Origin of the sequence: Klebsiella sp. KE9456 (genome assembly GCF_043832615.1) — a bacterium.
GTDB classification, from domain to species: Bacteria; Pseudomonadota; Gammaproteobacteria; order Enterobacterales; family Enterobacteriaceae; genus Klebsiella; species Klebsiella indica.
This window is the reverse complement of sequence record NZ_JBDYQK010000011.1, coordinates 113942-137136: the sequence shown is the minus strand read 5'-3', so window position 1 is coordinate 137136 and position 23195 is coordinate 113942. Positions and strand designations below refer to the sequence as shown.

Sequence of the window (23195 nt, the reverse complement as noted above, 5' to 3'; positions counted from 1 at the left end):
GCATGGCCGACAATACCCTTCATACCTCTACGCAAGCAAGCTGGCTGGAGCGCCGTTTTGCTTTGTATTCCCGCGGCAGCACGCTGCGCACCGAGTGCCTCGCCGGTATTACCGGTTTTCTCGCCGCCGCCTATCTGCTGGTGGTTATCCCCGGTCTGCTGGCGGTGGGCGGAATGGATAAAGGCGCGGCGACCACCGGTACGATTCTGGTATTTATCGGCGGCACGCTACTGATGGCGTTTTACGCCAACCTGCCGTTTATCGTCGGGCCGGGGATCGGCGGCTCGGTACTGGTCGGCGTGACGCTCGCGGGCAGCGAGGGAATTGGCTGGCAGGTCGGTCTCGGTATCGCCTGCTGGTCGGGGATTCTGTTTTTCCTGCTAACCAAATTCGGCCTGCGCGAAGTGGTCACCCGTTCGGTGCCGCAGTCCATTAAGCTCGGTCTGACGGCCTCCATCGGGCTGTTCGTCGCCGTGCTGGGGTTTCGCAACGCCGGGCTGGTGCTGGCCAACGCCAAAACCCATGCCCTGATGCTTGGCGATTTTCTCTCTCCGGGAGCGCTGGTGGCGCTTTGCGGACTGTTTCTGGCAATTGCCCTGCAGGCAAGAAAAATCCCCGGTTCGATTTTGTGGGCAATCCTCTTCGCCACCCTCATCGGTATTCCAATGGGCGTGACCAGACTACCGCAGAGCTTTATTGATCTGCCCCACTCGCTGACGCCGGTGCTTGGGCAAATCGACATGATCGGCGCGCTAAATATCGCCTTTCTGCCGTTCCTGTTCGTCTTTTTCGCTTCGGAATTCTTTTCCACGATGGGCACCACCCTGGCGGTGGGCGGCGAAGCAGGGTTGCTGGATGAAGAAGGCAATATGCCGCATATTAATCGCCCGTTTATGGTCGACTCGATCGCCGCCGCCATTGGCCCCTGGCTCGGTATTCCGGCGGCTACCGCGCTGATTGAGTCTTCGGCGGCCGCGGAAGCTGGCGGCAAAACCGGGTTAACCGCGCTGTCGGCGGCGGTGATGTTCCTGCTGATGCTGCTGTTTACGCCTGTCGCGCTCATGATCCCAAAAGAGGCTACCGCCCCTGCGCTGATTCTGATCGGTTTGAATATGTTCAGCGGTCTGCGCAAAGTGGATCTGGCGAATTTCACCGACGGGCTGCCGGTGCTGATGATGGTGATGATCACCCTGATTGCCAATAGCTTCGGGACCGGGATTGCCGGTGGGCTGCTGTTTTACGTGGTGATTAAGACCATTGCCGGAAAATGGCGGGAAATCCCGATTGGCCTGTGGATCCTCTCTGTTCCCCTGGTGTACTACTTTACAACGCTGGTGAAACATTAACTTATCCCGCAAGCGGGGCGTTGCCCCTGGCCCGAACGCGCGCGGCATGAACCACGTCGCCCTGTCAGCGCAGCGCTATCGGGGAATTGATGGCTTCACAGTATGCTTTCACCTCCTGATACAACAAGCGCACCGCGGCAGAGAGCTGCTTGCGGTGTGGACAAATCATATTCAGCGGCACCCGATCTCCCTGATAGTGCGGCAGCAGAACCTGCAGCCGCCCTTCACGGATATCATCGCCGACGTCCAGTTGAGATTTAAACGCTATGCCCTCCCCGGCAATGGCCAGGCGACGAATCACCTCCGCATCATCACTCACAATAGTGCCGGAAACCTGAACGTGGTGTACCTGACCATCCAGACTGAGCGGCCAGCGGTCGAACGCTCTGCCTCGCAGCACGTAAGTCAGCGCATTGTGTCGCGCCAGATCCGCCAGCGTCTGCGGTTCGCCATGTTCGGCAATCCAGCCCGGTGAGGCCACCAGCACCCGGCGGTTTTCCGGCGCAACCGGCAAAGAAATAAACGAGGCGCTGCCATTATCACCGTAGCGAAACGCAACATCTACCGGATCTTTAAACACATCGGTCAGATGGTCAGAAAACAGAATCCGTAAATGCAGCGCAGGATGGCGCTGGCGAAAAGCACGAAACACACGCAGAAGCAGATTACGCCCAAGATCCGACGGTACGGCAATTTGTAACGTGCCGTGAACCTCATCATCCTGAGGGTGAATTTTTTGCAAACCAGCATGCAAAGTATCGAGCATTTGCGTCGCGTAGGGTAGCCAGATCGCCCCTTCCGGCGTCAGGCGTAAACTCCGTGTTGAACGGGCAAAGAGACGAATATTCAGCATCGTTTCCAGACGCTTGATCGCCGCGCTGACCTGCGCGGGCTGCAGCCCCGCTTCCCGCGCCGCATCGCTGAAACTGTTCAATGCCGCTGCGCGGACAAACAATGCCAGATCTTCCAGCCTGAACATAGGAACCCCCAAACCTGGATTATTCTCAAAACAGGCGCAATTCGCCCAAAAATCGTCAGTGCATCACCGTTTACTTACACTTTTAAGCACTCAAACACTTGCCATTTGCTTCATGCATCGGGAATGATACGGGGCTGCGATTTTGTGTCCAGGATAATAATGAGGATATTATGCGTAAAACAAAAATGATGCTTCTGGGCGTACTCTTGGCCTGCACGAGTGGAGCATGGGCTGCTACCGACAGCGCGATACAGAAATATGCGCTGGATGGCGTTACCGCAGACTTCAAACAATTCCGCATCGGCGATACCGTACCGCCGCTGTACCTCACGCCAGAATATAATATAAAGCAGTGGCAGTTGCGCAATCTTCCGGCGCCTGATGCCGGTACTCACTGGACTTATATGGGCGGGAGCTACGTACTGATTACCGATACCGGGGGAAAAATCCTCAAAATCTATGATGGCGAGATTTTCTACCATCGTTAACATCCACTCGCCAGCGCGCCATCTCTGCCGCTGGCGTGCTGCGGCTTTTTTCAGCGGATAAAAACATCACGCTATAGCAACGATAAGCGTCATTATTATCCGCGCCCTGCAATAACATTAACATCCCGGTACTGACCTGGCCGATCGGCATAACTTTCTTGCGATGCGTATAAAAAAACCGTGCGCTGCAAAACACCGCACGGTTCAGCATGATAAGAGAATTACACCGCGCGGAAGGCGATCTCGCCGGGGATCACTTCCCCTTGCCAGTACAACTGCGCCGCGACGCGGTCTGCCAGTTGGCGATAAATTTCGGTAAACTCGCTTTCCGGACGCGCCACCACCGTCGGCGTGCCTTTGTCGAGATCTTCACGCAGAGTGATATGCAGCGGCAACTGGCCCAGCAGCTGAGTGTGGTATTTTTCCGCCAGCTTTTGCGCGCCGCCGGTACCGAAGATAGGTTCGTGGTGGCCGCAGTTGCTGCAAATATGCACGCTCATGTTTTCCACGATACCCAGCACCGGCACGTCGACTTTTTCAAACATCACGATGCCTTTTTTGGCGTCAATCAGCGCGATATCCTGCGGCGTGGTGACCACGACCGCGCCGGTTACCGGAATGTTCTGCGCCAGCGTCAGCTGAATGTCGCCGGTGCCTGGCGGCATATCCAGCACCAGATAATCAAGATCCGGCCATAATGTTTCCTGCAACATCTGCATCAGTGCTTTACTGGCCATCGGGCCGCGCCACACCATGGCGTTGTCGTCGGTCACCAGATAACCGATGGAGTTGGTGGCGAGACCAAATTTCATAATCGGCGCCATATGGGTGCCGTCCGGCGAGGTCGGACGCTGGTCTTCCGCGCCAAGCATGGTCGGGATCGAGGGGCCGTAAATATCGGCATCCAGCAGTCCGACTTTCGCCCCTTCCGCCGCCAGCGCCAGCGCCAGGTTGACCGCCGTGGACGATTTGCCCACCCCACCTTTGCCCGAACTGATGGCGATGATATTTTTCACACCGTTGATACCGGGCTGGTTTTTCACCCGCTGAAGGGTCGCGATACTGTGCGTCAGCTTCCAGTCGATGGCTTTCGCCCCGGTAATACGCAGTAGCTCCGCGCTGCACTGCTCTTTTAACGTTTCAAATGCGCTATGCCAGACAAACGGCATCTGAATTTCGATATGTACGGTTTCATCCAGCCAGGCGACGTGATGCAGCGCCTTCAAGGTGGTGAGGTTATGTTTCAGGGTTGGGTGCTGGAAATTGGCCAGGGTCCCGGCGACCATCGCGCGTAGACGTTCGGGGGATTTGCCCAGGATTTGCGAACTCATCCCGACTCCTTTTGTTATTGTGAGTTGAATCTTGCCGCTTAAGTTTACCCCAAAGGGAATAATTCCCCCACAATAAGCTTTGGGCTTACCAAATTATTGCCTTTGCGGTAACATCAAACCCCCTTTTTACAATAGAAGATGTAATCCCCACTATGACTCAAGTCGCGAAGAAAATTCTGGTAACGTGCGCGCTGCCGTACGCAAACGGCTCAATCCACCTCGGCCACATGCTGGAGCACATCCAGGCTGATGTCTGGGTCCGTTACCAGCGAATGCGCGGCCACGAAGTCAACTTCATCTGCGCCGACGACGCTCACGGCACGCCGATCATGCTGAAAGCGCAACAGCTCGGCATCACGCCGGAGCAGATGATTGGCGAAATGAGTCAGGAGCATCAGACCGACTTTGCTGGCTTCGACATCAGCTATGATAACTATCACTCCACGCACAGCGAGGAAAACCGCGAGCTGTCGGAGCTTATCTACACGCGCCTGAAAGAGAATGGTTTCATCAAGAATCGCACCATCTCTCAGCTCTACGATCCGGAAAAAGGCATGTTCCTGCCGGACCGTTTCGTCAAAGGCACCTGCCCGAAATGTAAATCTCCGGATCAGTACGGCGACAACTGCGAGGTGTGCGGCGCGACCTACAGTCCGACCGAGCTTATCGAGCCGAAATCGGTGGTTTCCGGCGCCACGCCGGTGATGCGCGACTCCGAGCACTTCTTCTTCGATCTGCCATCATTCAGCGACATGCTGCAGGCGTGGACCCGCAGCGGCGCGCTGCAGGAGCAGGTGGCGAATAAAATGCAGGAGTGGTTCGAATCCGGCCTGCAGCAGTGGGATATCTCCCGCGACGCGCCGTACTTCGGCTTCGAAATCCCCAACGCGCCGGGCAAATATTTCTACGTCTGGCTGGACGCGCCGATTGGCTATATGGGTTCCTTCAAGAACCTGTGCGATAAGCGCGGCGATACCACCCGCTTCGATGAATACTGGAAAAAAGACTCCAGCACCGAGCTGTATCACTTTATCGGCAAAGATATCGTCTACTTCCACAGCCTGTTCTGGCCAGCCATGCTGGAAGGCAGCAATTTCCGCAAGCCGACCAACCTGTTCGTGCACGGCTACGTGACGGTCAACGGCGCGAAGATGTCCAAGTCACGCGGTACCTTTATTAAGGCCAGTACCTGGCTAAACCATTTTGACGCCGATAGCCTGCGCTACTACTACACCGCCAAGCTCTCCTCGCGTATTGATGACATCGACCTGAATCTGGAAGATTTCGTCCAGCGTGTGAACGCCGACATCGTCAATAAAGTGGTTAACCTGGCATCGCGTAACGCCGGTTTTATCAATAAACGTTTCGACGGCGTGCTGTCCGCTGAGCTGGCCGATCCGGCGTTGTACAAGACCTTCACCGACGCGGCGGCCACCATTGGCGAAGCCTGGGAGAGCCGTGAGTTCGGTAAAGCCATCCGCGAGATCATGGCGCTGGCCGACGTCGCGAACCGCTACGTTGATGAGCAGGCCCCGTGGGTTGTCGCCAAACAGGAAGGCCGCGATGCCGACCTGCAGGCCATCTGCACCATGGGCCTGAACATGTTCCGCGTGCTGATGACCTGGCTGAAGCCGGTTCTCCCGCAGCTGGCGGCGCGCGCCGAAGCGTTCCTCAATAGCGAACTAAGCTGGGATGCTATCCAGCAGCCGCTGCTCGGCCATAAGATCAATACTTTCAAGGCGCTGTATAACCGCATTGAGATGAAGCAGGTTGAGGCGCTGGTTGACGCGTCGAAAGAGGAAGTGAAAGCGCTGTCAGCGCCGGTAAGCGGCCCGCTGGCGGAAGATCCGATTCAGGAAACCATCAGTTTTGACGATTTCGCCAAAGTGGATATGCGTATCGCGCTGATTGAAAACGCTGAGTTTGTAGACGGTTCCGACAAGCTGCTGCGCCTGACGCTGGATCTCGGCGGCGAGAAGCGTAACGTCTTCTCCGGTATCCGCTCCGCCTACCCGGACCCGCAGGTTCTGATTGGCCGTCTGACGGTGATGGTCGCCAACCTGGCGCCGCGTAAAATGCGCTTCGGTATGTCGGAGGGTATGGTGATGGCCGCCGGGCCTGGCGGAAAAGATATTTTCCTCTTGAGCCCGGACAGCGGCGCACAGCCAGGTCAGCAGGTTAAGTAATACTGCATAAAGCGCTGCTCCGGCAGCGTTTTTTTATTTATCTATTCTAAAATACCTCACTTTCTTTATTCGGGTGGTTTTAGCGAACGGCCTGATGGGGTGACAGGACTGACGGTATCGTCGGTTTTTTATGGCCTACAGCGCCGGGAGAGTAACAGATTGATTGTTGGCTCACCGCAGGGGGGGTGGGCGCATCAAGGAAACCTGGCGGGAACGCAGGCGCGCATCCAGGACTGGCCGCTAGGACGGCGGCCAGAGGGCGGGTCGAGACAGGGACAAAATTGCCGGGAGCAATTTTGAACAACGCTTGCGCTGGCTCCGGAGGGGCGAGTCCCAGGGATGGGACGAGTAGCGTCGAGTCCCGCCCGGTCCGCCAGATGAAGCCGGAGTGGAGCGGACCGCGCAGCGGCAGGTTTTCAGCGCAATGCCGGGGGTCATGGGGGCGAGCGAAACGCCCCCATGCCGTTCACAGACTGCGGGGATGGCATATATCCTCGTACTGACGGTGAACGGAACAGCACACTGAATCAAATGGGAAAAGCAAATATGCGCCACTTTCTCCACAACCCACCGTTTAACGTCCTCTTTCTGGCCTGGGGCCAGATGCCGGTTACGGCTTCGCGTGCTCGCGCTCGCTCAACCCGCGCAGAAAATAACGCAGGAACTGATCGCCGCACTCACGAAAGTTTTTATGCTCTGGGGCGCGCATCATCGCGGTAATTTCCGGCATGGCGACACGAAATTTCTGTTGGGTAAGAATAGCGAGAATGTCATCTGTCTTCAGAGAGAAGGCGATGCGCAGTTTTTTCAGCACGATATTATTATTCACCCGGCGATCGAGCGCCAGCGGCGGCGCGGCATCATCTTTACCGCGTTTGTCGTAAATCAGGCCGTTAAGAAAACCCGACAACACGATATCCGGGCAGCGCGCAAACCCCTCTTCGTCTTCTTTTTTCAGCCAGGGTACCAGTTGCTCCGCGCTGACCGGCGTATCCGCCAGCGCAAAAATGCGCACCAGGCCGCTATTATTGCTTTTCAGGGTGTAGCGCAGGCTACGTAAGATATCGTTACTGATCATAATGCCTTCATGATGAAAAATTCTGGCGCTAAGTCTATCACGATTCCGCCGTTTTACAGCCCGATCGCCTCTTTCAGGCTTTTCAGATAGCGGCGACTGACCGGTACTGTATGCCCGGCGCGCATCAGCAGCTCCGCCTGACCGTTCTCTTCAAGGCGGATCTCCTTAAGATGGGCCATATTGACCAGATACTGGCGATGGCAACGCAAGAGTGGTGTACGGTTCTCCAGCGTGCGCAGGGTCAGTTCGGTAAATCCTTCCTTCCCTTCGCTGTCAGTCACGTAAATACCGCTCATCCGACTGCTGACAAAAGCCACGTCTTCCATCTGCAGTAACCAGATCCGACTGTGGCCGGTGCAGGGAATATATTTTAGCGCCTGCTGGGTATCGTCGAGAACGGTCATATCCTGCAGGCTGCGCTCCTGGCGCAGGCGAGCCAGCGTTTTTTCCAGCCTCCCGGACTCAATCGGTTTAAGCAAATAATCAAACGCATGCTCTTCGAATGCTTTAACCGCATACTCATCAAAAGCGGTGAGAAACACGATATAGGGCCGATGCTCAGGGTCGAGCATCCCGACCATCTCCAGCCCACTGATTCGCGGCATCTGAATATCCAGAAACAGAACGTCCGGACGCAGTTTATGCACTGCCCCAATCGCCTCGACGGCATTGCCACACTCGCCGACAATCTCAATATCCGGCTGTGCCTCCAGTAGAATACGCAAATTTTCACGCGCCAGCGGTTCATCGTCGACAATCAATACTTTTAACATGCGTTCTCCTCCAGAGGCAGCCGCAGCGTGACGCGGGTAAAACACTCCGGCTCACAGGTAACGGAGATCCCGCAATCGACTCCGAAGCGCGCCCGCAGCCGCCGGTCGACCAGGTTCATGCCCAGCCCGCTAGCGCCAGGTTTGTCCTGATACAACCCGGCGTTATCTTCAATATCCAGCTGCAGCCAGCGCTCATGCTGACTGGCGCGAATGGTAATTTCCCCGACGCCGAGATGCTGCGACGTCCCGTGCTTAATGGCGTTTTCGACAATCGGCTGCAGCGTAAACGCCGGCAACTGATGCTGCGCCAGCGCGTCGGGTACCAGCATCTGAATATGTAAATTGGCCTGGAAACGCGCTTTTTCGATCTGTAAATAGGCGTTCACATGTTCAATTTCATCCGCCAGGGTGACGATTTCCGCAGGCCGTTTCAGGTTTTTGCGGAAGAAGGTCGACAGATACTGCACCAGTTGTCCGGCCTGGTCGCTGTCACGACGAATCACTGCTTTTAGCGTATTCAACGCGTTGAACAGGAAGTGTGGGTTCACCTGGGCGTGCAGCAGCTTAATTTCCGACTGCGTCAGCAACGCTTTCTGCCGCTCATACTGTCCGGCCAGGATCTGCGCCGACAGCAACTGCGCGATGCCCTCCCCCAGCGTCCGGTTAATAGAACTAAACAGACGATTTTTCGCTTCATAGAGCTTAATGGTGCCAATCACCCGCTGATTCTCGCCGCGCAGTGGAATAACCAGCGTGGAACCCAGTTTGCAGCCGGGATGAATCGAGCAGCGGTAAGGCACTTCATTACCGTCAGCATAGACCACTTCGCCGGTATCAATCGCCTTTTGGGTATACGAGGAGGAAATCGGCTTACCGGGCAGATGGTGATCGTCGCCGATCCCGGTAAATGCCAGCAGCTTGTCACGATCGGTTATTGCCACCGCGCCAATATCCAGTTCCTGGATCAGTACCTGCGCGACTTTCATACTGTTTTCTTCGTTAAACCCCTGACGCAGGATACCTTCCGTCGAAGCGGCAACTTTTAGCGCCGTGGCCGAGAATGCCGAGGTATATTTTTCAAACATCGCCCGCTTATCGAGCAGAATGCGCATAAACAGCGCCGCCCCGACGGTATTGGTGACCATCATCGGCGCGGCAATGCTCTGCACCAGATGCAGAGCGTCGGCGAAGGGGCGGGCGATAAGCAGAATAATCAGCATTTGCACCGATTCGGCAAAGAAGGTAATCGCGCCGGCAGTAAGCGGGCTGAAGACTTTATCTGGCCGTCCGCGCTTCACCAGAATACTGTGCACCAGCCCGCCGAGCAGGCCTTCGACGATAGTGGAGACCATGCAGCTCAGCGCCGTCATGCCCCCCAGCGAATAGCGATGCAGCCCGCCAGTCAGCCCCACCAGTCCACCGACCACCGGGCCACCGAGCAGCCCCCCCATCACTGCGCCAATCGCGCGCGTATTGGCAATGGAGTCTTCGATATGCAAACCGAAGTAGGTGCCCAGGATGCAGAAAATGGAAAAGGTGACGTAACAGAGTAATTTGTGCGGCAGGCGAACGGTGACCTGCATCAGAGGGATGAACAGCCGCGTTTTGCTCATCAGCCAGGCAATGACCAAAAACACACACATCTGCTGAAGCAGCAGCAACACCAGATCAAACTCGTACATACCCGCAAACCACACTTCGCCTGAAAGCGCGTAACATACACTGCCCGGTAATAACTTTCTTTGAAGCAATACAAGAAAATGATAATTCAGGGTAACGATCACATTTCTTGCTGCCAGCCCCGTCCTTTTCTGGACAAAAAATAAGCAAAATTGTCGCTTTCAGCCAACAGCTTCTACAGTTAATGCAGGAGAACAGCGCGGGAGGAAAAAATGGCGCTTTATACAATCGGCGAAGTCGCGCAGCTTTGCGACATCAATCCCGTCACGTTACGCGCCTGGCAGCGGCGCTATGGATTATTGAAACCTCAGCGCACCGATGGCGGTCATCGCTTATTCAACGATCATGAGATTGACCGCATTCGCGAAATTAAGCGCTGGATCGATTCCGGCGTTCAGGTCGGGAAAGTGAAAACGCTGTTGATGGACAGCGAACAGGAGATCGCCGATGGCTGGCGCGCCCAGCAAGAGATCCTGCTCGGCTATCTGCAAAATGGCAGCTATCATCGTTTGCGCATGTGGCTGAAAGAGCGCAACCACAGTGAATCAGCGCACACGCTGGTTAAGCATCTGATTAATCCGCTGCGCCAGCGTCTGCTTAGCCCGCAGCCGGCGCTGCGGGCGTTGCGGGGTATTCTTGATGGTATTCTGATTACTCATGTCGCCTGCCATCTTTCTGGCGCCGCAAAACACACAGGCAGCCATGCGCTGGTGATCGGCTGGAATGTGAATGATATTACCCGGCTGTGGCTGGAGGGGTGGATAGCCTGCGAGCAAGGCTGGCGGGTGGATATCCTTGCCCATTCGCTGACCCAGATTCGCCCGGAGCTTTTTCCCGACAGCACATTAATGATCTGGTGCGGCGACGCCCCCTGTAGCGCTCAGGTCAATCAAATGTGTCTCTGGGAGCAACAGCGTCAGGTTATCTGGCTGAATAACGCGACGGCAACCTCTCCCGCAGATCGTACGTATGCGTTGCCCGACGCAGTTCCGCCGGGAAGATGACCGTAGCTAAGAGCCTATCCCATTAGGGCTATTTTGCTTGTCATTTTGAACCCGGGCAGTGCTCAGAATCCTCACGTACTACGTGTACGCTCCGGTTCTTCCCCGCTGGCCGTATTCAAACTGGCTGCGCCAATAACGCCTGGTGGGATAGGCGCTAAAAAGCAATTAATGTTTTATTAACACCTGCGCTTCACCGTATAATCCCTGCGTTAACATCAGGAGCCTAATATGAAGCCAGCGAAAATTGCGGTCATCACTCTGTTCTTAGTTATGGCCATCGGCGGGATTGGCGGCGTTATGCTGGCCGGTTACTCGTTTATTGTTCGCGGCGGTGTCGGCTGATTCGCCGATTCAGCCGCTCAAAGCCACGGTCGACGATAATCGCCGCCAGCGCCACCAGCAGCGCCCCCTGGATGACATAAGCGGTATTAAACCCGCTCAGACCGATAACAATCGGCGTACCGAGCGTGTCCGCGCCTACCGTTGAAACGATGGTCGCCGTGCCAATATTCACGATGGTTGATGTACGAATACCGGCCAGCATCACTGGCGCCGCCAGCGGCAGCTCCACTTTTATCAGCCTCTGCCAGCCGCTCATCCCCATCCCCTGAGCGATAGTTAATACCCCTGACGGCACCGCGCCCAACCCGGCCAGCGTACCCTGCAAAACCGGCAATATGCCATACAACGCCAAAGCAATCAGCGCAGGCTGCCAGCCAAATCCCATCACCGGAACCGCAATCGCCAGCACAGCCACCGGTGGAAATGTCTGTCCCATCGCAGCGATGGTCTCCACCAGCGGTCGAAACTCCTGGCCTGCCGGGCGCGTCACCGCAATCCCGCCCCCGACGCCCGCTACCGTAGCGGACAGGCTGGAGAGCGCCACCAGCCAAAAGTGCGCCAGCGTCAGTGAGACAAAGCTCTCCTGCTGGTAAACCGGGCGCGGCAATTGCGGAAACAGCGTGCTGAACAGCGGCGCGCTGTAGGGCAATACCAGCAACAAGACGACAAACATGGCCGTAAGCCACAGCAGCGGATCATGCAGAACTTTCACGCCGGACCTCCTCGCGTAGCAGGTCGGCAAAATGCAGCGTCCCGCAGGCTTGCCCCTGTTCATCGACTACTGGTAGCGCCTCACAACGGCGGGCGACGAACTGCGACAGCGCCTCGCGCAGAGTCATCACCACGCTTAAGGCGTCTCCCTTCAGACGCTCGTCGCGGCGCAGGTAGTCGCCCACCCGACGCAGCGACAGCAGACGCACCCCCAGCTCGCTACGACCAAAGAAGGTTCGCACAAACGAATTCTTCGGTTGCAGAAGCATCTGCAGCGGTTCGCCCTGCTGCACGACTTCGCCGCCATCCATCAGCACCAGATGATCCGCCAACCGCAGGGCCTCATCGATATCGTGGGTTACCAGCACAATCGTCCGTCCCAGCAGGCGATGAATGCGAATCATCTCCTGCTGTAAGGCTTCACGGGTGACCGGGTCAAGCGCGCCAAAGGGTTCATCCATTAGCAACACTTGCGGATTAGCCGCCAGCGCGCGGGCCACGCCGACACGCTGCTGCTGACCGCCGGACAACTGGTGCGGATAGCGTTCGCGCAGTTGTGGCTCCAGCCCCAACAATGCCATCAGCTCATCAACTCGTCGCTGCGTTTTCTGCCGCGACCACTTTTGCAACTGCGGGACGGTGGCAATGTTCTGCGCCACCGTCCAGTGGGGAAACAGACCGATGGACTGAATGGCGTAACCCATTCTACGGCGCAGTTCGAGAACCGGTTGTTGGCGAATATCCTGCCCGGCGAAACGGATAGCGCCGCTATCGTGCTCCACCAGACGATTAATCATCTTCAGCGTGGTTGATTTCCCCGAGCCGGAGGTGCCGATCAACACTGAAAATGCCCCCTCGCGCAGATGCAGATTAAGGTTTTTCACCGCAGGCTGTCCGGCAAAGGCTTTGTTAACGCCGTCGAATTCAATCACTGACCTCTCCTTTCAGTAGCGCACCCCACAGCGCGAATAGCGCATCGACCACCACCGCCAGCGCGATAGTGGGGATCACACCCAGCAAAACCAGATCCAGCGCGCTGCTGAGCAGCCCCTGGAAAACCAGCGCCCCGAAACCGCCCGCCCCAATCAGGGCCGCCACCACCGCCATACCGACGGTTTGCACGCTGACGACCCGCAGGCTGCGCAACAATACGGGCAATGCCAGCGGGAGCTGTATCTGATAAAAACGCTGGAGAGCGCTCATACCCATCGCCAGAGCGCTCTCCAGCGCTTCCCGCGGCACCTGTTGCAGGCCGGTAACCACGCCGCGAACCAGCGGCAATAGCGCATACAGAACCAGGGCGATCAATGCGGGGGCTGTGCCGGTCCCGGACACGCCAAGTTGCGCCAGCGACGGAAACTGACGGGCTAACCCGGCCAACGGCGCGATAAGCAGGCCAAACAATGCAATGGAGGGAATGGTCTGAATAACGTTGAGTACAGCAAATACCGTCGATTGCCAGCCGGGATACCGCCAGAGCCAAACGCCAACAGGCAGGCTAATCAGCAGCCCCGGCAGCAGAGTGCCGAACAGCAGCGTCAGATGCTGATACAGCGCATTGTCAAAAACATCGCGACGATTGGCGTATTCTTTAAGTAAGGAGAGCCCATTGAGAGTACCCAGCCAGAGCAGCAGAGCGGGCAGCAGCCAGATTTGCGCATTCAACAGCCAGCGCCATAGCGTACGGCGCGTCATGCGGCGAACAGCGTCGCTGGCGATAAGCAGACAGAACGCCAGCGCCAGCCACAGACCACTGCCGGGAGAGGTGCGCGCCAGAGGAGAACCGCTCTGTTCCAATAGCAGCGCGCTTTTTCCGGCACCCCACAGCAAGAGCGGCAGCAGCATCTCCGCCAGCAGAAAAATAAGCAACGGTGGAAAGCGTCCGGGACACCAGCACAGCAGCACCGCGAGTAGCGCAACCGCCGCCTGTACGCCTGCCAGCCACGAACTGACCTGCCACAGCCAGCGCCCCTCGCCGGATAACAGCCGATTGGGCGCATAATTGATAAATGGCAGCGCCATCACCAGCAGCAGTAACAGCGCCAGCAGCAGCGCAACCCGGTTATAGCAGCGAATCGTCACGCGGGCCTACTTTAGCAGCCCTTTTTGTTGCAGATAGCTGGCAGCGACCCTCTTCGCATCCTGGCCCTCCACCGCAATACTCGCATTCAGTTGTTGCAGCGTTTTTTCGTCAAGGCTGGCGAACACCGGCTGTAGCCATTCGGCTATCTGCGGATAGGCCTCCAGCACCGCTTCACGCACGACCGGGGCTGGAGCATAAATCGGCTGCACGCCTTTCGGGTCGCTCAGGGTTTGCAACCCCAGGGCAGAGACCGGGCCATCGGTACCGTAAGCCATCGCCGCATTCACCCCGGAGGTTTGCTGCGCCGCCGCTTTGATAGTCAGCGCCGTATCGCCGCCCGCCAGCGACAGCAGTTGGTTTTGCCGAAGCTTAAAGTGATAGGCTTTTTCAAACGCCGGAAGCGCGTCCGGACGTTCGATAAATTCGGCCGAAGCAGCCAGCTTAAACTCACCGCCTTTTTGCAGATAGCTGGCAAGGTCGCTTAACGAGGTGAGATGATTTTTTGCCGCCAGATCCTGACGCACGGCGATGGTCCAGGTATTATTGGCCGGAGCCGGCGTCAGCCAGATAAGCTTATTCTTTTCCGCATCCAGTTTTTTGACTTTTTCATAACCCTGCCGCGCGTTTTTCCATGCCGGATCGTTTTCCTCTTTAAAGAAAAAGGCGCCGTTGCCGGTATATTCAGGGTAAATGTCGAGTTCACCGGCGGTTATCGCCCCGCGCACTACGGGTGTTGTGCCAAGCTGGATTTTATTGACCGTTTTCACGCCGTGGTTTTCCAGTACCAGCAAAATAATATTGCCGAGCAGCGCCCCTTCGGTATCGATTTTCGAGCCGACTTTAACCGGCTCCGCCGCCTGGAGCGGCATGCTTATCAGGGCCATCAGCGCCAGCAGAGCTGACCATTTTTTTGCCTGCATCATTCCCCGCCTCTCTTGAATTCGCGCTCCATTAACAGAAGCTTAAGAAAAAGCGTAGTTCATTTGCGGCATCGCGGAAAAAGAAAAGGTCGGTTAATTCCCCCCCTGAGAGTGATGACAAAGCCGGATTCGATACTTGCTGCTATTTCTGCCGGATGGCGGCTAACGCCTTTACGCAGCCGCCTCATCGTTATCGTCCGGCTGCGCAATTACAGCAGTTCAAATTCGCTCTGCTTAACGCGAGCGGAATCAACGCCGACGAACACATTGAATTTGCCCGGCTCGGCATCGTACTTCATCTGCTGGTTCCAGAACTTCAGCGCATTGATGTCAATCGGGAAGCTGACGGTTTGCGTCTCGCCCGGCTTGAGTATCACCTTTTTAAAGCCGCGCAGCATTTTCACCGGACGGCTCATGGACGCGGTAACATCCTGCAGATAGAGCTGAATCACCGTCGCCCCTTCGCGCTTACCGGTGTTGGTCACCTGCACGCTGGCGGTAACGCTGCCATTGCGCGGCATGGTGGGTGACGACATCCTGACATCGGAAACCTTAAAGGTGGTGTAGCTCAGACCGTAACCAAACGGATAGAGCGGACCGTTAGCCTCATCAAAATAGCGCGAGGTGTACTTGTTCGGTTTATCGGGATTATACGGGCGACCGGTATTGAGATGACTGTAATACACGGGGATTTGCCCGACCGAGCGAGGGAAGGACATCGGCAGCTTGCCCGACGGGTTATAATCGCCGAACAACACATCGGCAATGGCGTTGCCGCCTTCGGTACCGGCAAACCAGGTTTCGAGGATCGCATCGGCCTGTTGATCCTCTTTCACCAGCGCCAGCGGACGCCCGTTCATCAGCACCAGCACTAACGGCTTACCGGTGGCCTTCAGGGCGCTAATCAGATCGCGCTGGCTTTGCGGTAGCCTGATGTCGGTGCGGCTGGAGGCTTCGTGCGCCATGCCCTGCGCTTCGCCAACCACGGCGACCACCACGTCGGACTGCTTCGCCGCCGCCACCGCTTCGTCGATCATCGTCTGCGGCGAACGCGGGTCGACCTGCACCGCTTTCTCATACAGATTGAGGAAGTCGACGATGCCTTTATCATTGGTGATATTGGCGCCTCGGGCATAAATAATTTTGCCTTTATCGCCCAGCGCATTACGCATGCCGGTCAGCACGGTTACTGACTGATCGGCAACGCCCGCCGCCGACCAACTGCCCATCATATCGCGCTTGCTGTCAGCCAACGGCCCCACCACCGCGATCGTGCCCGACTTTTTCAGCGGCAGCGTCTCAAGACGATTTTTCAGCAACACCAGACTCTCGCGCGCCACTTCACGCGCTTCTTTGCGATGCAGACGGCTTTCGGCGTTAGTATCCTGCGGGTCGGAGCCTTTTGGCCCCAGGTGGCTATACGGGTCGTTAAACAGGCCCATATCATATTTCACATTCAGCACATGGCGGGTGGCGTCGTCCAGCTCCGCCATCGTCACCTTGCCGGACTTCACCAGCCCCGGCAGATATTTGCTGTAGTACTCGTCGCTCATGCTCATGTTAATGCCAGCATTCAGCGCCACACGTACCGCGTCTTGCGGATCGGAGGCCACGCCGTGTTTGATCAGCTCTTTGATGGCCCCGTGGTCGGAAACGGTAATGCCCTTAAAGCCCCACTGGTCACGCAAAACATCTTTCAGCAGCCAGGCGTCGGAAGTCGCCGGTGTGCCGTTGAGCGAGTTAAGCGCCACCATCACCGCCCCGCTTCCCGCATCCAGCCCCGCTTTGTACGGTGGCATATAGTCGTTGAACAGGCGCTGCGGACTCATGTCGACGGTGTTGTACTCTTTGCCGCCCTCGACCGCGCCATAGGCGGCAAAGTGCTTGACGCTGGTCATCACTGAGTAGCGATCCGCCGGACTTTTCCCCTGCATCGACTCCACCATCGCCCTGCCCATCACGGTGGTCAGATATGTGTCTTCCCCGAAGCCTTCCGACACCCGTCCCCAGCGAGGATCGCGGGAAACATCGACCATCGGCGCCCAGGTCATATTCAGGCCATCGTCGGCGGCTTCATACGCCGATACCCGCCCGACGGTTTTAACCGCATCAAGATCAAACGAGGAGGCTAAACCGAGGCTGATAGGAAAGACGGTACGCTGGCCGTGCAGCACATCATAAGCGAAAAACAGCGGAATTTTCAGGCGGCTGAGCGCCATCACCTGGTCCTGCATAATACGGATATCATGGCGGGTCACGGTGTTAAAAATCGCCCCCACCTGACCCTCTTTGATCATTTCGCGGATAGCGTCTTTCGGGTTATCCGGCCCGACGCTAATTAAGCGCAGCTGACCGATTTTTTCATCCACCGTCATTTTCGCCAGCAGTTTGGTCACAAACGCATCCCGCGCCTGCGGTGTTAAGGGATGATTGCCGAACAGTTCATCCGCCAGCGCGGGTTGCAGCGTCAGACCGACCGCGACGCCTACAGTACAGAGCCACTTCATTTTAACCCCTTATTGTTACAGCCAAATATTTCGGCGAAAAGATAACAAAAACCGCAGTTTGCCATAAACATAAACCAGGCGCCTGTAGAAAGCGCGCACGCTTCTCTGATTTTTCATAACATTCATGCATCAAATTGTCATACAAAGCGCTATTCTTAATAGCCTATTCAGCAGGCGTTATTCGTGCCGTCATTTTGAGCCCGGCTCTGGTTCAGAATGACAAACAAAATAGCCCTAATGGATGGCTTTATTCGTGATTATCTTGTACCACCACAAGGAGTGGAACATGTCATCTGCGACAACAAATAACAACGCCTTTCTGGCTGAACTCACCCGACTGGTCGGCGCGTCTCATCTGTTGACCGATCCGGCTAAAACCCAGCGCTATCGCAAAGGATTCCGCTCCGGCCAGGGCGACGCGCTGGCGGTGGTGTTTCCCGGTACGCTACTGGAACTGTGGCGCATACTGAATGCCTGCGTTGAGGCCGATAAAATCATCCTGATGCAGGCGGCGAATACCGGCCTTACTGAAGGCTCAACCCCGAACGGTAATGATTATGACCGGGAAATCGTCATTATCAGCACGCTGCGTCTGGATAAACTGCATCTGCTGGATAAAGGTGAACAGGTACTGGCTTACCCCGGCACTACGCTCTATTCACTGGAAAAAGCCCTGAAACCATTGGGTCGCGAACCCCATTCGGTAATTGGTTCTTCATGCATCGGCGCATCGGTAATTGGCGGGATCTGCAACAATTCCGGCGGCTCACTGGTTCAGCGCGGCCCCGCCTATACCGAAATGTCCCTGTTCGCCCGGATTGATGAAAACGGCAAACTCAGTCTGGTCAACCATCTGGGTATCGATCTTGGCTCTACGCCAGAACAGATCCTCAGCCGTCTTGACGATGAGCGGATTAACGATGACGACGTTCATCACGATGGCCGTCACGCTCACGATCATGACTACGTCACTCGTGTGCGCGACGTCAATGCCGATACGCCCGCGCGCTACAATGCCGACCCGGACCGCCTGTTTGAATCCTCAGGCTGCGCCGGGAAACTGGCGGTGTTCGCCGTGCGTCTGGATACCTTCCCGGCGGAAAAACGCCAGCAGGTGTTTTATATCGGCACCAATCAGCCTGACGTACTGACCGAAATTCGTCGCCATATTCTGGCTGAATTTAACCATCTGCCGGTGGCGGGCGAGTATATGCACCGCGATATTTACGATATTGCCGAGCAGTACGGCAAAGATACCTTTCTGATGATTGACAAGCTCGGCACCGATAAAATGCCGTTCTTTTTCACATTGAAAGGCCGTACCGACGCGATGCTGGAGAAAGTACCGCTGTTTAAGCCGCACTTCACCGATCGCTTTATGCAAAAACTGGGGCACGTCTTCCCGACGCATCTGCCTGAACGAATGAAAACCTGGCGTGATAAATACGAACACCATCTGTTGCTGAAAATGGCGGGAGACGGCATCGAGGAAGCGCAAACCTGGCTCAGCGACTATTTCCAGCACGCCGATGGCGATTTCTTCGTCTGTAGCGCCGAAGAAGGCAGTAAAGCCTTCCTGCACCGTTTCGCCGCCGCAGGCGCGGCAATCCGCTATCAGGCGGTGCATGCGGATGAAGTAGAGGATATTCTGGCGCTGGATATTGCGCTGCGTCGTAACGATACCGAATGGTTTGAGCATCTTCCCGCCGAGATCGACAGTCAGTTGGTTTATAAGCTCTATTACGGCCACTTTATGTGCCACGTTTTCCATCAGGATTACATTGTGAAAAAAGGCGTTGATGCCCACGCGCTGAAGGAAAAAATGTTGGCTCTGCTGCAAGCGCGTGGCGCCCAGTATCCGGCGGAGCATAACGTGGGTCACCTCTATGAAGCGCAGGAAAGTTTAAAACGCTTCTACCGTGAAAACGATCCAACCAACAGCATGAATCCGGGTATTGGCAAAACCAGTAAGCAAAAGTATTGGGGTGAATCCCAGGAGAATGCCGCGCGCGCGATCGATCCGCAATAATCCGCAAAAGGGGCTGTTCAGCCGCGCATCTTCTGTATTACGCTGCACGCCGGAGAAATCCCCTCTCCGGCAATCTCGCTACAGGAACTCCAGAATGCCCACTGTGGAAAAATTACACGCAGCTGACTTAACGATCCGCGAAGCGTTGCCCGATGACGCTCATGCTATCGCCGCACTGTATGTCTGGCACGTACTTAATGGGCGCGCCTCTTTTGAGGAGATCCCTCCCACCGTCGATGAGATGCGTAAACGCATCAAAACCGTACGCGATAACGGGCTTCCGTGGCTGGTTGCCCTGTGGCGCGGAACCATTGTCGGCTATAGCTACGCCACCTTTTATCGCCCGCGTCCGGCCTATCGCTATACCCTTGAGGAATCGATTTACGTCGAGGCGGGAATGGGCGGACGCGGTATCGGCAGCGCCCTGCTTTCCCGTTTGATTGAGCAGTGCGAACAGGGGCCGTGGCGACAAATGCTGGCGATCATCGGCGACGGGCACAGCAACGCCGGGTCTATCGCCATCCACAAAAAATTCGGTTTTAGCATCGCGGGCCAGCTGCGCAGCGTTGGTTACAAGATGGGTGACTGGCGGGACACATTAATCATGCAGCGCCCGCTCGGCGATGGCGACTGGACGCTGCCGGAGTAACATCAGCAGCGGGGCCCGCCGGTGCGGCTGCCTGAACAAGCCGCGTCAGGCGCCGCTTCCGGGAAGCGTTCTGATTAATCGTTTTGCGCAGTCTGCGCGCCGCCTTTCAGCATCGCATCGGCCATCTGCGCTTCACGCTGCTTTTTATAGCTGAGCGCGGAAGCCGGCACCGGCATCACCTTCCCGGTTTCAACCCACGTCCGCAGGCGGCTGGCGTCGGCAAAGTGGGTATATTTGCCGAACGCATCCATCACCACCAGCGCCACCGGGCGATGGTTAATCACCGTACGCATAATCAGACAGTGACCCGCAGCATTAGTGAAACCGGTTTTTGTCAGCTGAATGTTCCAGTTATCGCGGTACACCAGGTGGTTGGTGTTGCGAAACGGTAGCGTGTATGTTGGATGAGAAAAGGTCGCCATATCCTCTTTAGTGGTGCTTAGCTGACCAATCAGCGGATACTGCTCGCTGGCGATCAGCAGTTTGGTCAGATCGCGCGCGGTAGAGACGTTATGAATTGACAGTCCGGTAGGCTCGACGTAACGGGTATGGGTCATCCCCAGCGCCTGCGCCTTGGCATTCATGGCACGAATAAACGCAGCGTAACCGCCGGGATAATAGTGCGCCAGGCTGGCGGCGGCGCGGTTTTCCGACGACATCAGCGCCAGCAGCAGCATATTACGACGGCTGATTTGGCTGTTCAGGCGCACGCGCGAATAAATGCCCTTCATTTCTGGCGTCTGGCTAATATCGACGGTTAACATCTCGTCAAGCGGCTGATGGGCATCAAGCACCACCATCGCGGTCATCACCTTGGTGATCGACGCCATGGGGCGAACCCGATCCGGATGGCTGGCATAGATGATTTTTTTACTGGCGAGATCGACGATCATCGCGCTACCGGAAGCAATTTCCGGCTGTGACGCGGTCACTGCCGCGGAGGTTTTGGCCATCGCCTGGGGCGCAAAAGGCGCAGCCAGCAGCAACGTCAGGCTGAGAAAAGAAACGCGAAATCTGGTCATCGTGAACATTCTGAAAAGTATTTTTGCACGTTATAAACGTACGCCGCGGCGCAGCGTAGTCACGCCGCTGGCAAAAATTATCATAACCTGTCAGAACGCTGGCTGGCTAATAAGAATCGTGAACAAATGCTGCATTGCCGGCAGAAAAATCTATTCATGCCGGCAATGAGTTAATCAGAAGAGTCGGTATCCGTAGCCCCAGAGAAGCACGGTGATGGCAAGCAGCACTTCCAGTACCAGTACCCCAATCGCCAGGGTAGAGCTGGCGAAGCTCAACCCCTCTTCTTTATCAATCCCGAGGAAAGTCGGAATACCGAGATACAACAGATAGCCGGTATAGAGCAGTGCGATAGTGCCTGCCAGCGCACAAAGCCATACCAGCGGATAAAGCGCCACAATCCCGCTCAGGAAAATCGGCGTGGCGACATACCCAGCGAAGACCATGCAGCGTTTAAGCGAAGGCCGTTGCGGGTAGTTTCGTGCCATCCACCAGATAACCCGCCCCATCACCGCCACCCCGACCAGCATGACGGCATAAAACAGTATCGCCAGCGCCAGTCCGGTCATCAGCGACAGTTTGATTACCGTGCCATCGCCGAAGTTCCAGCCCAACTGCGTGGTGCCAATAAAGGCGCAGATAACCGGAACCGCGGCCATAAGCAATACATGGTGCGTATAGTGATGCGAAATAGTCTCGTTTTCGCTTTTAATCACCCTCATCTCCTGGCCTGGATGAGAGAAGAGTCCCCAGACATGGTTCATTGTGTCCCCCTTGTCACGGCGTGTTACAGCACTCATTTCAGTATAATTCACTCTGTAGATTATTTTATGTACAGCGATAAAAATGCGCTTCCCCGTAATACGGGTCAGTTAAGGGGGGGCAGCCGTGTTTATGGCACGCTGAGCGGTTTCGTTAAACGGTGGTTTAGGTGAAAGTGGCGCATTTTTACTTCCCCCATGTGATTCAGCAGGTTGCTCCGTTCACCGTCAGTAGAAGAGATATGCCATCCCCGTAGCCGGTGAACGGCATTGCGCTGGAAACCTGCAACTGTCTGACCGCTGAAGGTGATAAAACACAGAACCTCCCCTGAAAAAACGAACAGCGACGAATACGCTGCTGAAAGCACAAAACCCACAGCGATGCCCTGGTGCCCGCTGAAACCGGCGAACCGGAGACCCGAAGACAAGGGCTGGACGCCAGGGATGGCGGCCAGAGGCGAATCGAGACAGGCCGTCGAGTTGAGCCGACCGCAGGCTGAGGGTCGGGAGGTGAGCGCAGTGCGCAGCACCGGTTTCTTTGCGGGACCGCGGGGATTGTAAAGGGGGAGACGGTTTTCTCCCCCTTTACCCGTTCACGGGCGACAGTCATCCATTTTCTGCGGGATTACGGTGAACGGAACCCGTGGCGCAAGGCCTGTATTTATGGGGTTCCAGGTCAGGTAAGGCGCTAGCCGCCACCTGACAAGAATGCGGGTATGGTAGCGAAAACCGGCCTGTTATCTCCCCGTTGAGCGCAATGCTACCCCCCACATTCTGGTTCAGTGGGCTGTTCCGTTCACTGTGAATACGCAGATAGTTTTTCTGACCCTTGCGTGTGAACGAGCAGGGGGACGTTTCGCCCGTCCCCCTGCACCCCCGGCATTGCGCTGGAAACCTGCCGCTTCGCGGTGCGCTCCACTCCGGCTTCATCTGGCGGACCGGGCGGGACTCGTGATTACTCGTCCCATCCCTGGGACTCGCCCTTTCAGGGCCAGCGCAAGCGCTGTTCAAAATTGCTCCAGGCAATTTTGTCCTGTCTCGACCCGCCCTCTGGCCGCCGTCCTGGCGGCCAGTCCTGGATGCGCGCCTGCGTTCCCGCCAGGTTTCCTTGATGCGCCCAACCCCCCTGCGGTGAGCCAACAATCAATCTGTTACTCTCCCGGCGCTGTAGGTCATAAAAAACCGACGATACCGTCAGTCCTGTCACCCCATCAGGCCGTTCGCTAAAACCACCGAAAAAACGATTCCCGCTGGCCAATGACACAACCGATGACTCGCTTAACCAATCAGCATGACGCTTCCCCGCAT

At 56.4% G+C, this 23195-nt stretch carries 19 protein-coding genes; 7 read left to right on the top strand and 12 right to left on the bottom strand.

Features of this window, described 5'->3' with window-relative positions; all coding sequences use genetic code 11:
• Positions 1–2 precede the first annotated feature (2 nt).
• On the top strand, positions 3–1346 hold the full coding sequence (locus tag ABK821_RS13275; RefSeq protein ID WP_142502258.1) for an NCS2 family permease: 1344 nt from the start codon (positions 3–5) through the stop codon (positions 1344–1346).
• A 64-nt stretch (positions 1347–1410) separates the two neighbouring features.
• Here ABK821_RS13275 and ABK821_RS13270 read toward each other — a convergent pair whose 3' ends face one another.
• Positions 1411–2325, bottom strand: a complete 915-nt coding sequence (locus ABK821_RS13270) for a LysR family transcriptional regulator (RefSeq protein WP_138359959.1) — start codon at positions 2323–2325, stop codon at positions 1411–1413.
• Positions 2326–2495: 170 nt separating this feature from the next.
• On the opposite strand from ABK821_RS13270, the gene ABK821_RS13265 reads away from it, so the two are divergent.
• Positions 2496–2813: an RcnB family protein gene (locus tag ABK821_RS13265; RefSeq protein ID WP_138359960.1), complete on the top strand. Its 318-nt coding sequence runs from the start codon at positions 2496–2498 to the stop codon at positions 2811–2813.
• Positions 2814–3034: 221 nt separating this feature from the next.
• On the opposite strand, the gene apbC is transcribed toward ABK821_RS13265, so the two are convergent.
• Positions 3035–4144 (bottom strand): iron-sulfur cluster carrier protein ApbC, encoded by a 1110-nt coding sequence (apbC, locus tag ABK821_RS13260; protein WP_138359961.1) that lies wholly within the window; start codon positions 4142–4144, stop codon positions 3035–3037.
• A gap of 152 nt (positions 4145–4296) precedes the next feature.
• Between apbC and metG the strand changes: the two genes are divergently transcribed.
• A complete protein-coding gene (gene metG, locus ABK821_RS13255) occupies positions 4297–6330 on the top strand; it encodes a methionine--tRNA ligase (protein WP_138359962.1) in 2034 nt (677 codons plus the stop codon).
• A 610-nt stretch (positions 6331–6940) separates the two neighbouring features.
• Here the strand turns inward: metG and ABK821_RS13250 are convergent.
• Genes ABK821_RS13250 through ABK821_RS13240 form a run of 3 tightly spaced genes read right to left on the bottom strand, consistent with a single transcriptional unit; the run spans position 6941 to position 9863 of the window.
• Positions 6941–7408 carry a DUF1456 family protein gene (locus ABK821_RS13250; protein ID WP_138359963.1) on the bottom strand — a complete coding sequence of 156 codons (468 nt, stop codon included), beginning with the start codon at positions 7406–7408 and terminating at the stop codon, positions 6941–6943.
• Positions 7409–7461: 53 nt separating this feature from the next.
• The gene (gene btsR / locus ABK821_RS13245; RefSeq protein ID WP_138359964.1) at positions 7462–8181 is read right to left on the bottom strand and encodes a two-component system response regulator BtsR; all 720 of its coding nucleotides are present in this window, start codon (positions 8179–8181) and stop codon (positions 7462–7464) included.
• Positions 8175–9863 carry a sensor histidine kinase gene (locus tag ABK821_RS13240; protein ID WP_142502260.1) on the bottom strand — a complete coding sequence of 563 codons (1689 nt, stop codon included), beginning with the start codon at positions 9861–9863 and terminating at the stop codon, positions 8175–8177. The genes btsR and ABK821_RS13240 overlap by 7 nt, the downstream gene beginning before the upstream one ends.
• A gap of 210 nt (positions 9864–10073) precedes the next feature.
• Between ABK821_RS13240 and ABK821_RS13235 the strand changes: the two genes are divergently transcribed.
• A complete protein-coding gene (locus tag ABK821_RS13235) occupies positions 10074–10865 on the top strand; it encodes a MerR family transcriptional regulator (protein WP_138359966.1) in 792 nt (263 codons plus the stop codon).
• A gap of 228 nt (positions 10866–11093) precedes the next feature.
• The gene (locus ABK821_RS13230; RefSeq protein WP_138359967.1) at positions 11094–11207 is read left to right on the top strand and encodes a protein YohO; all 114 of its coding nucleotides are present in this window, start codon (positions 11094–11096) and stop codon (positions 11205–11207) included.
• Here ABK821_RS13230 and ABK821_RS13225 read toward each other — a convergent pair.
• The 5 genes from ABK821_RS13225 to bglX form a co-directional block, all read right to left on the bottom strand.
• A complete protein-coding gene (locus ABK821_RS13225) occupies positions 11182–11919 on the bottom strand; it encodes an ABC transporter permease (protein WP_343179147.1) in 738 nt (245 codons plus the stop codon). The genes ABK821_RS13230 and ABK821_RS13225 overlap by 26 nt on opposite strands.
• A complete protein-coding gene (locus ABK821_RS13220) occupies positions 11903–12850 on the bottom strand; it encodes an ABC transporter ATP-binding protein (RefSeq protein ID WP_138359969.1) in 948 nt (315 codons plus the stop codon). Before ABK821_RS13220 ends, ABK821_RS13225 begins: the two co-directional genes overlap by 17 nt.
• On the bottom strand, positions 12843–14000 hold the full coding sequence (locus ABK821_RS13215) for an ABC transporter permease (RefSeq protein ID WP_138359970.1): 1158 nt from the start codon (positions 13998–14000) through the stop codon (positions 12843–12845). The genes ABK821_RS13220 and ABK821_RS13215 overlap by 8 nt, the downstream gene beginning before the upstream one ends.
• A gap of 6 nt (positions 14001–14006) precedes the next feature.
• Entirely contained in the window at positions 14007–14924 is a 918-nt protein-coding gene (locus tag ABK821_RS13210) for an ABC transporter substrate-binding protein (protein WP_138359971.1), read from the bottom strand.
• A gap of 206 nt (positions 14925–15130) precedes the next feature.
• Entirely contained in the window at positions 15131–17428 is a 2298-nt protein-coding gene (gene bglX, locus ABK821_RS13205; protein WP_138359972.1) for a beta-glucosidase BglX, read from the bottom strand.
• Positions 17429–17714: 286 nt separating this feature from the next.
• On the opposite strand from bglX, the gene dld reads away from it, so the two are divergent.
• Positions 17715–19457, top strand: a complete 1743-nt coding sequence (dld, locus tag ABK821_RS13200) for a D-lactate dehydrogenase (RefSeq protein ID WP_343179146.1) — start codon at positions 17715–17717, stop codon at positions 19455–19457.
• Positions 19458–19551: 94 nt separating this feature from the next.
• Positions 19552–20106 carry a GNAT family N-acetyltransferase gene (locus tag ABK821_RS13195; protein ID WP_142502266.1) on the top strand — a complete coding sequence of 185 codons (555 nt, stop codon included), beginning with the start codon at positions 19552–19554 and terminating at the stop codon, positions 20104–20106.
• 74 nt (positions 20107–20180) lie between these two features.
• Here ABK821_RS13195 and pbpG read toward each other — a convergent pair whose 3' ends face one another.
• Both pbpG and ABK821_RS13185 read right to left on the bottom strand, forming a co-directional pair.
• Positions 20181–21128 carry a D-alanyl-D-alanine endopeptidase gene (pbpG, locus tag ABK821_RS13190; protein ID WP_138359975.1) on the bottom strand — a complete coding sequence of 316 codons (948 nt, stop codon included), beginning with the start codon at positions 21126–21128 and terminating at the stop codon, positions 20181–20183.
• A gap of 174 nt (positions 21129–21302) precedes the next feature.
• Complete coding sequence (locus ABK821_RS13185) at positions 21303–21890, bottom strand: Yip1 family protein (RefSeq protein WP_138359976.1); 588 nt, start codon at positions 21888–21890, stop codon at positions 21303–21305.
• Positions 21891–23195 lie beyond the last annotated feature (1305 nt).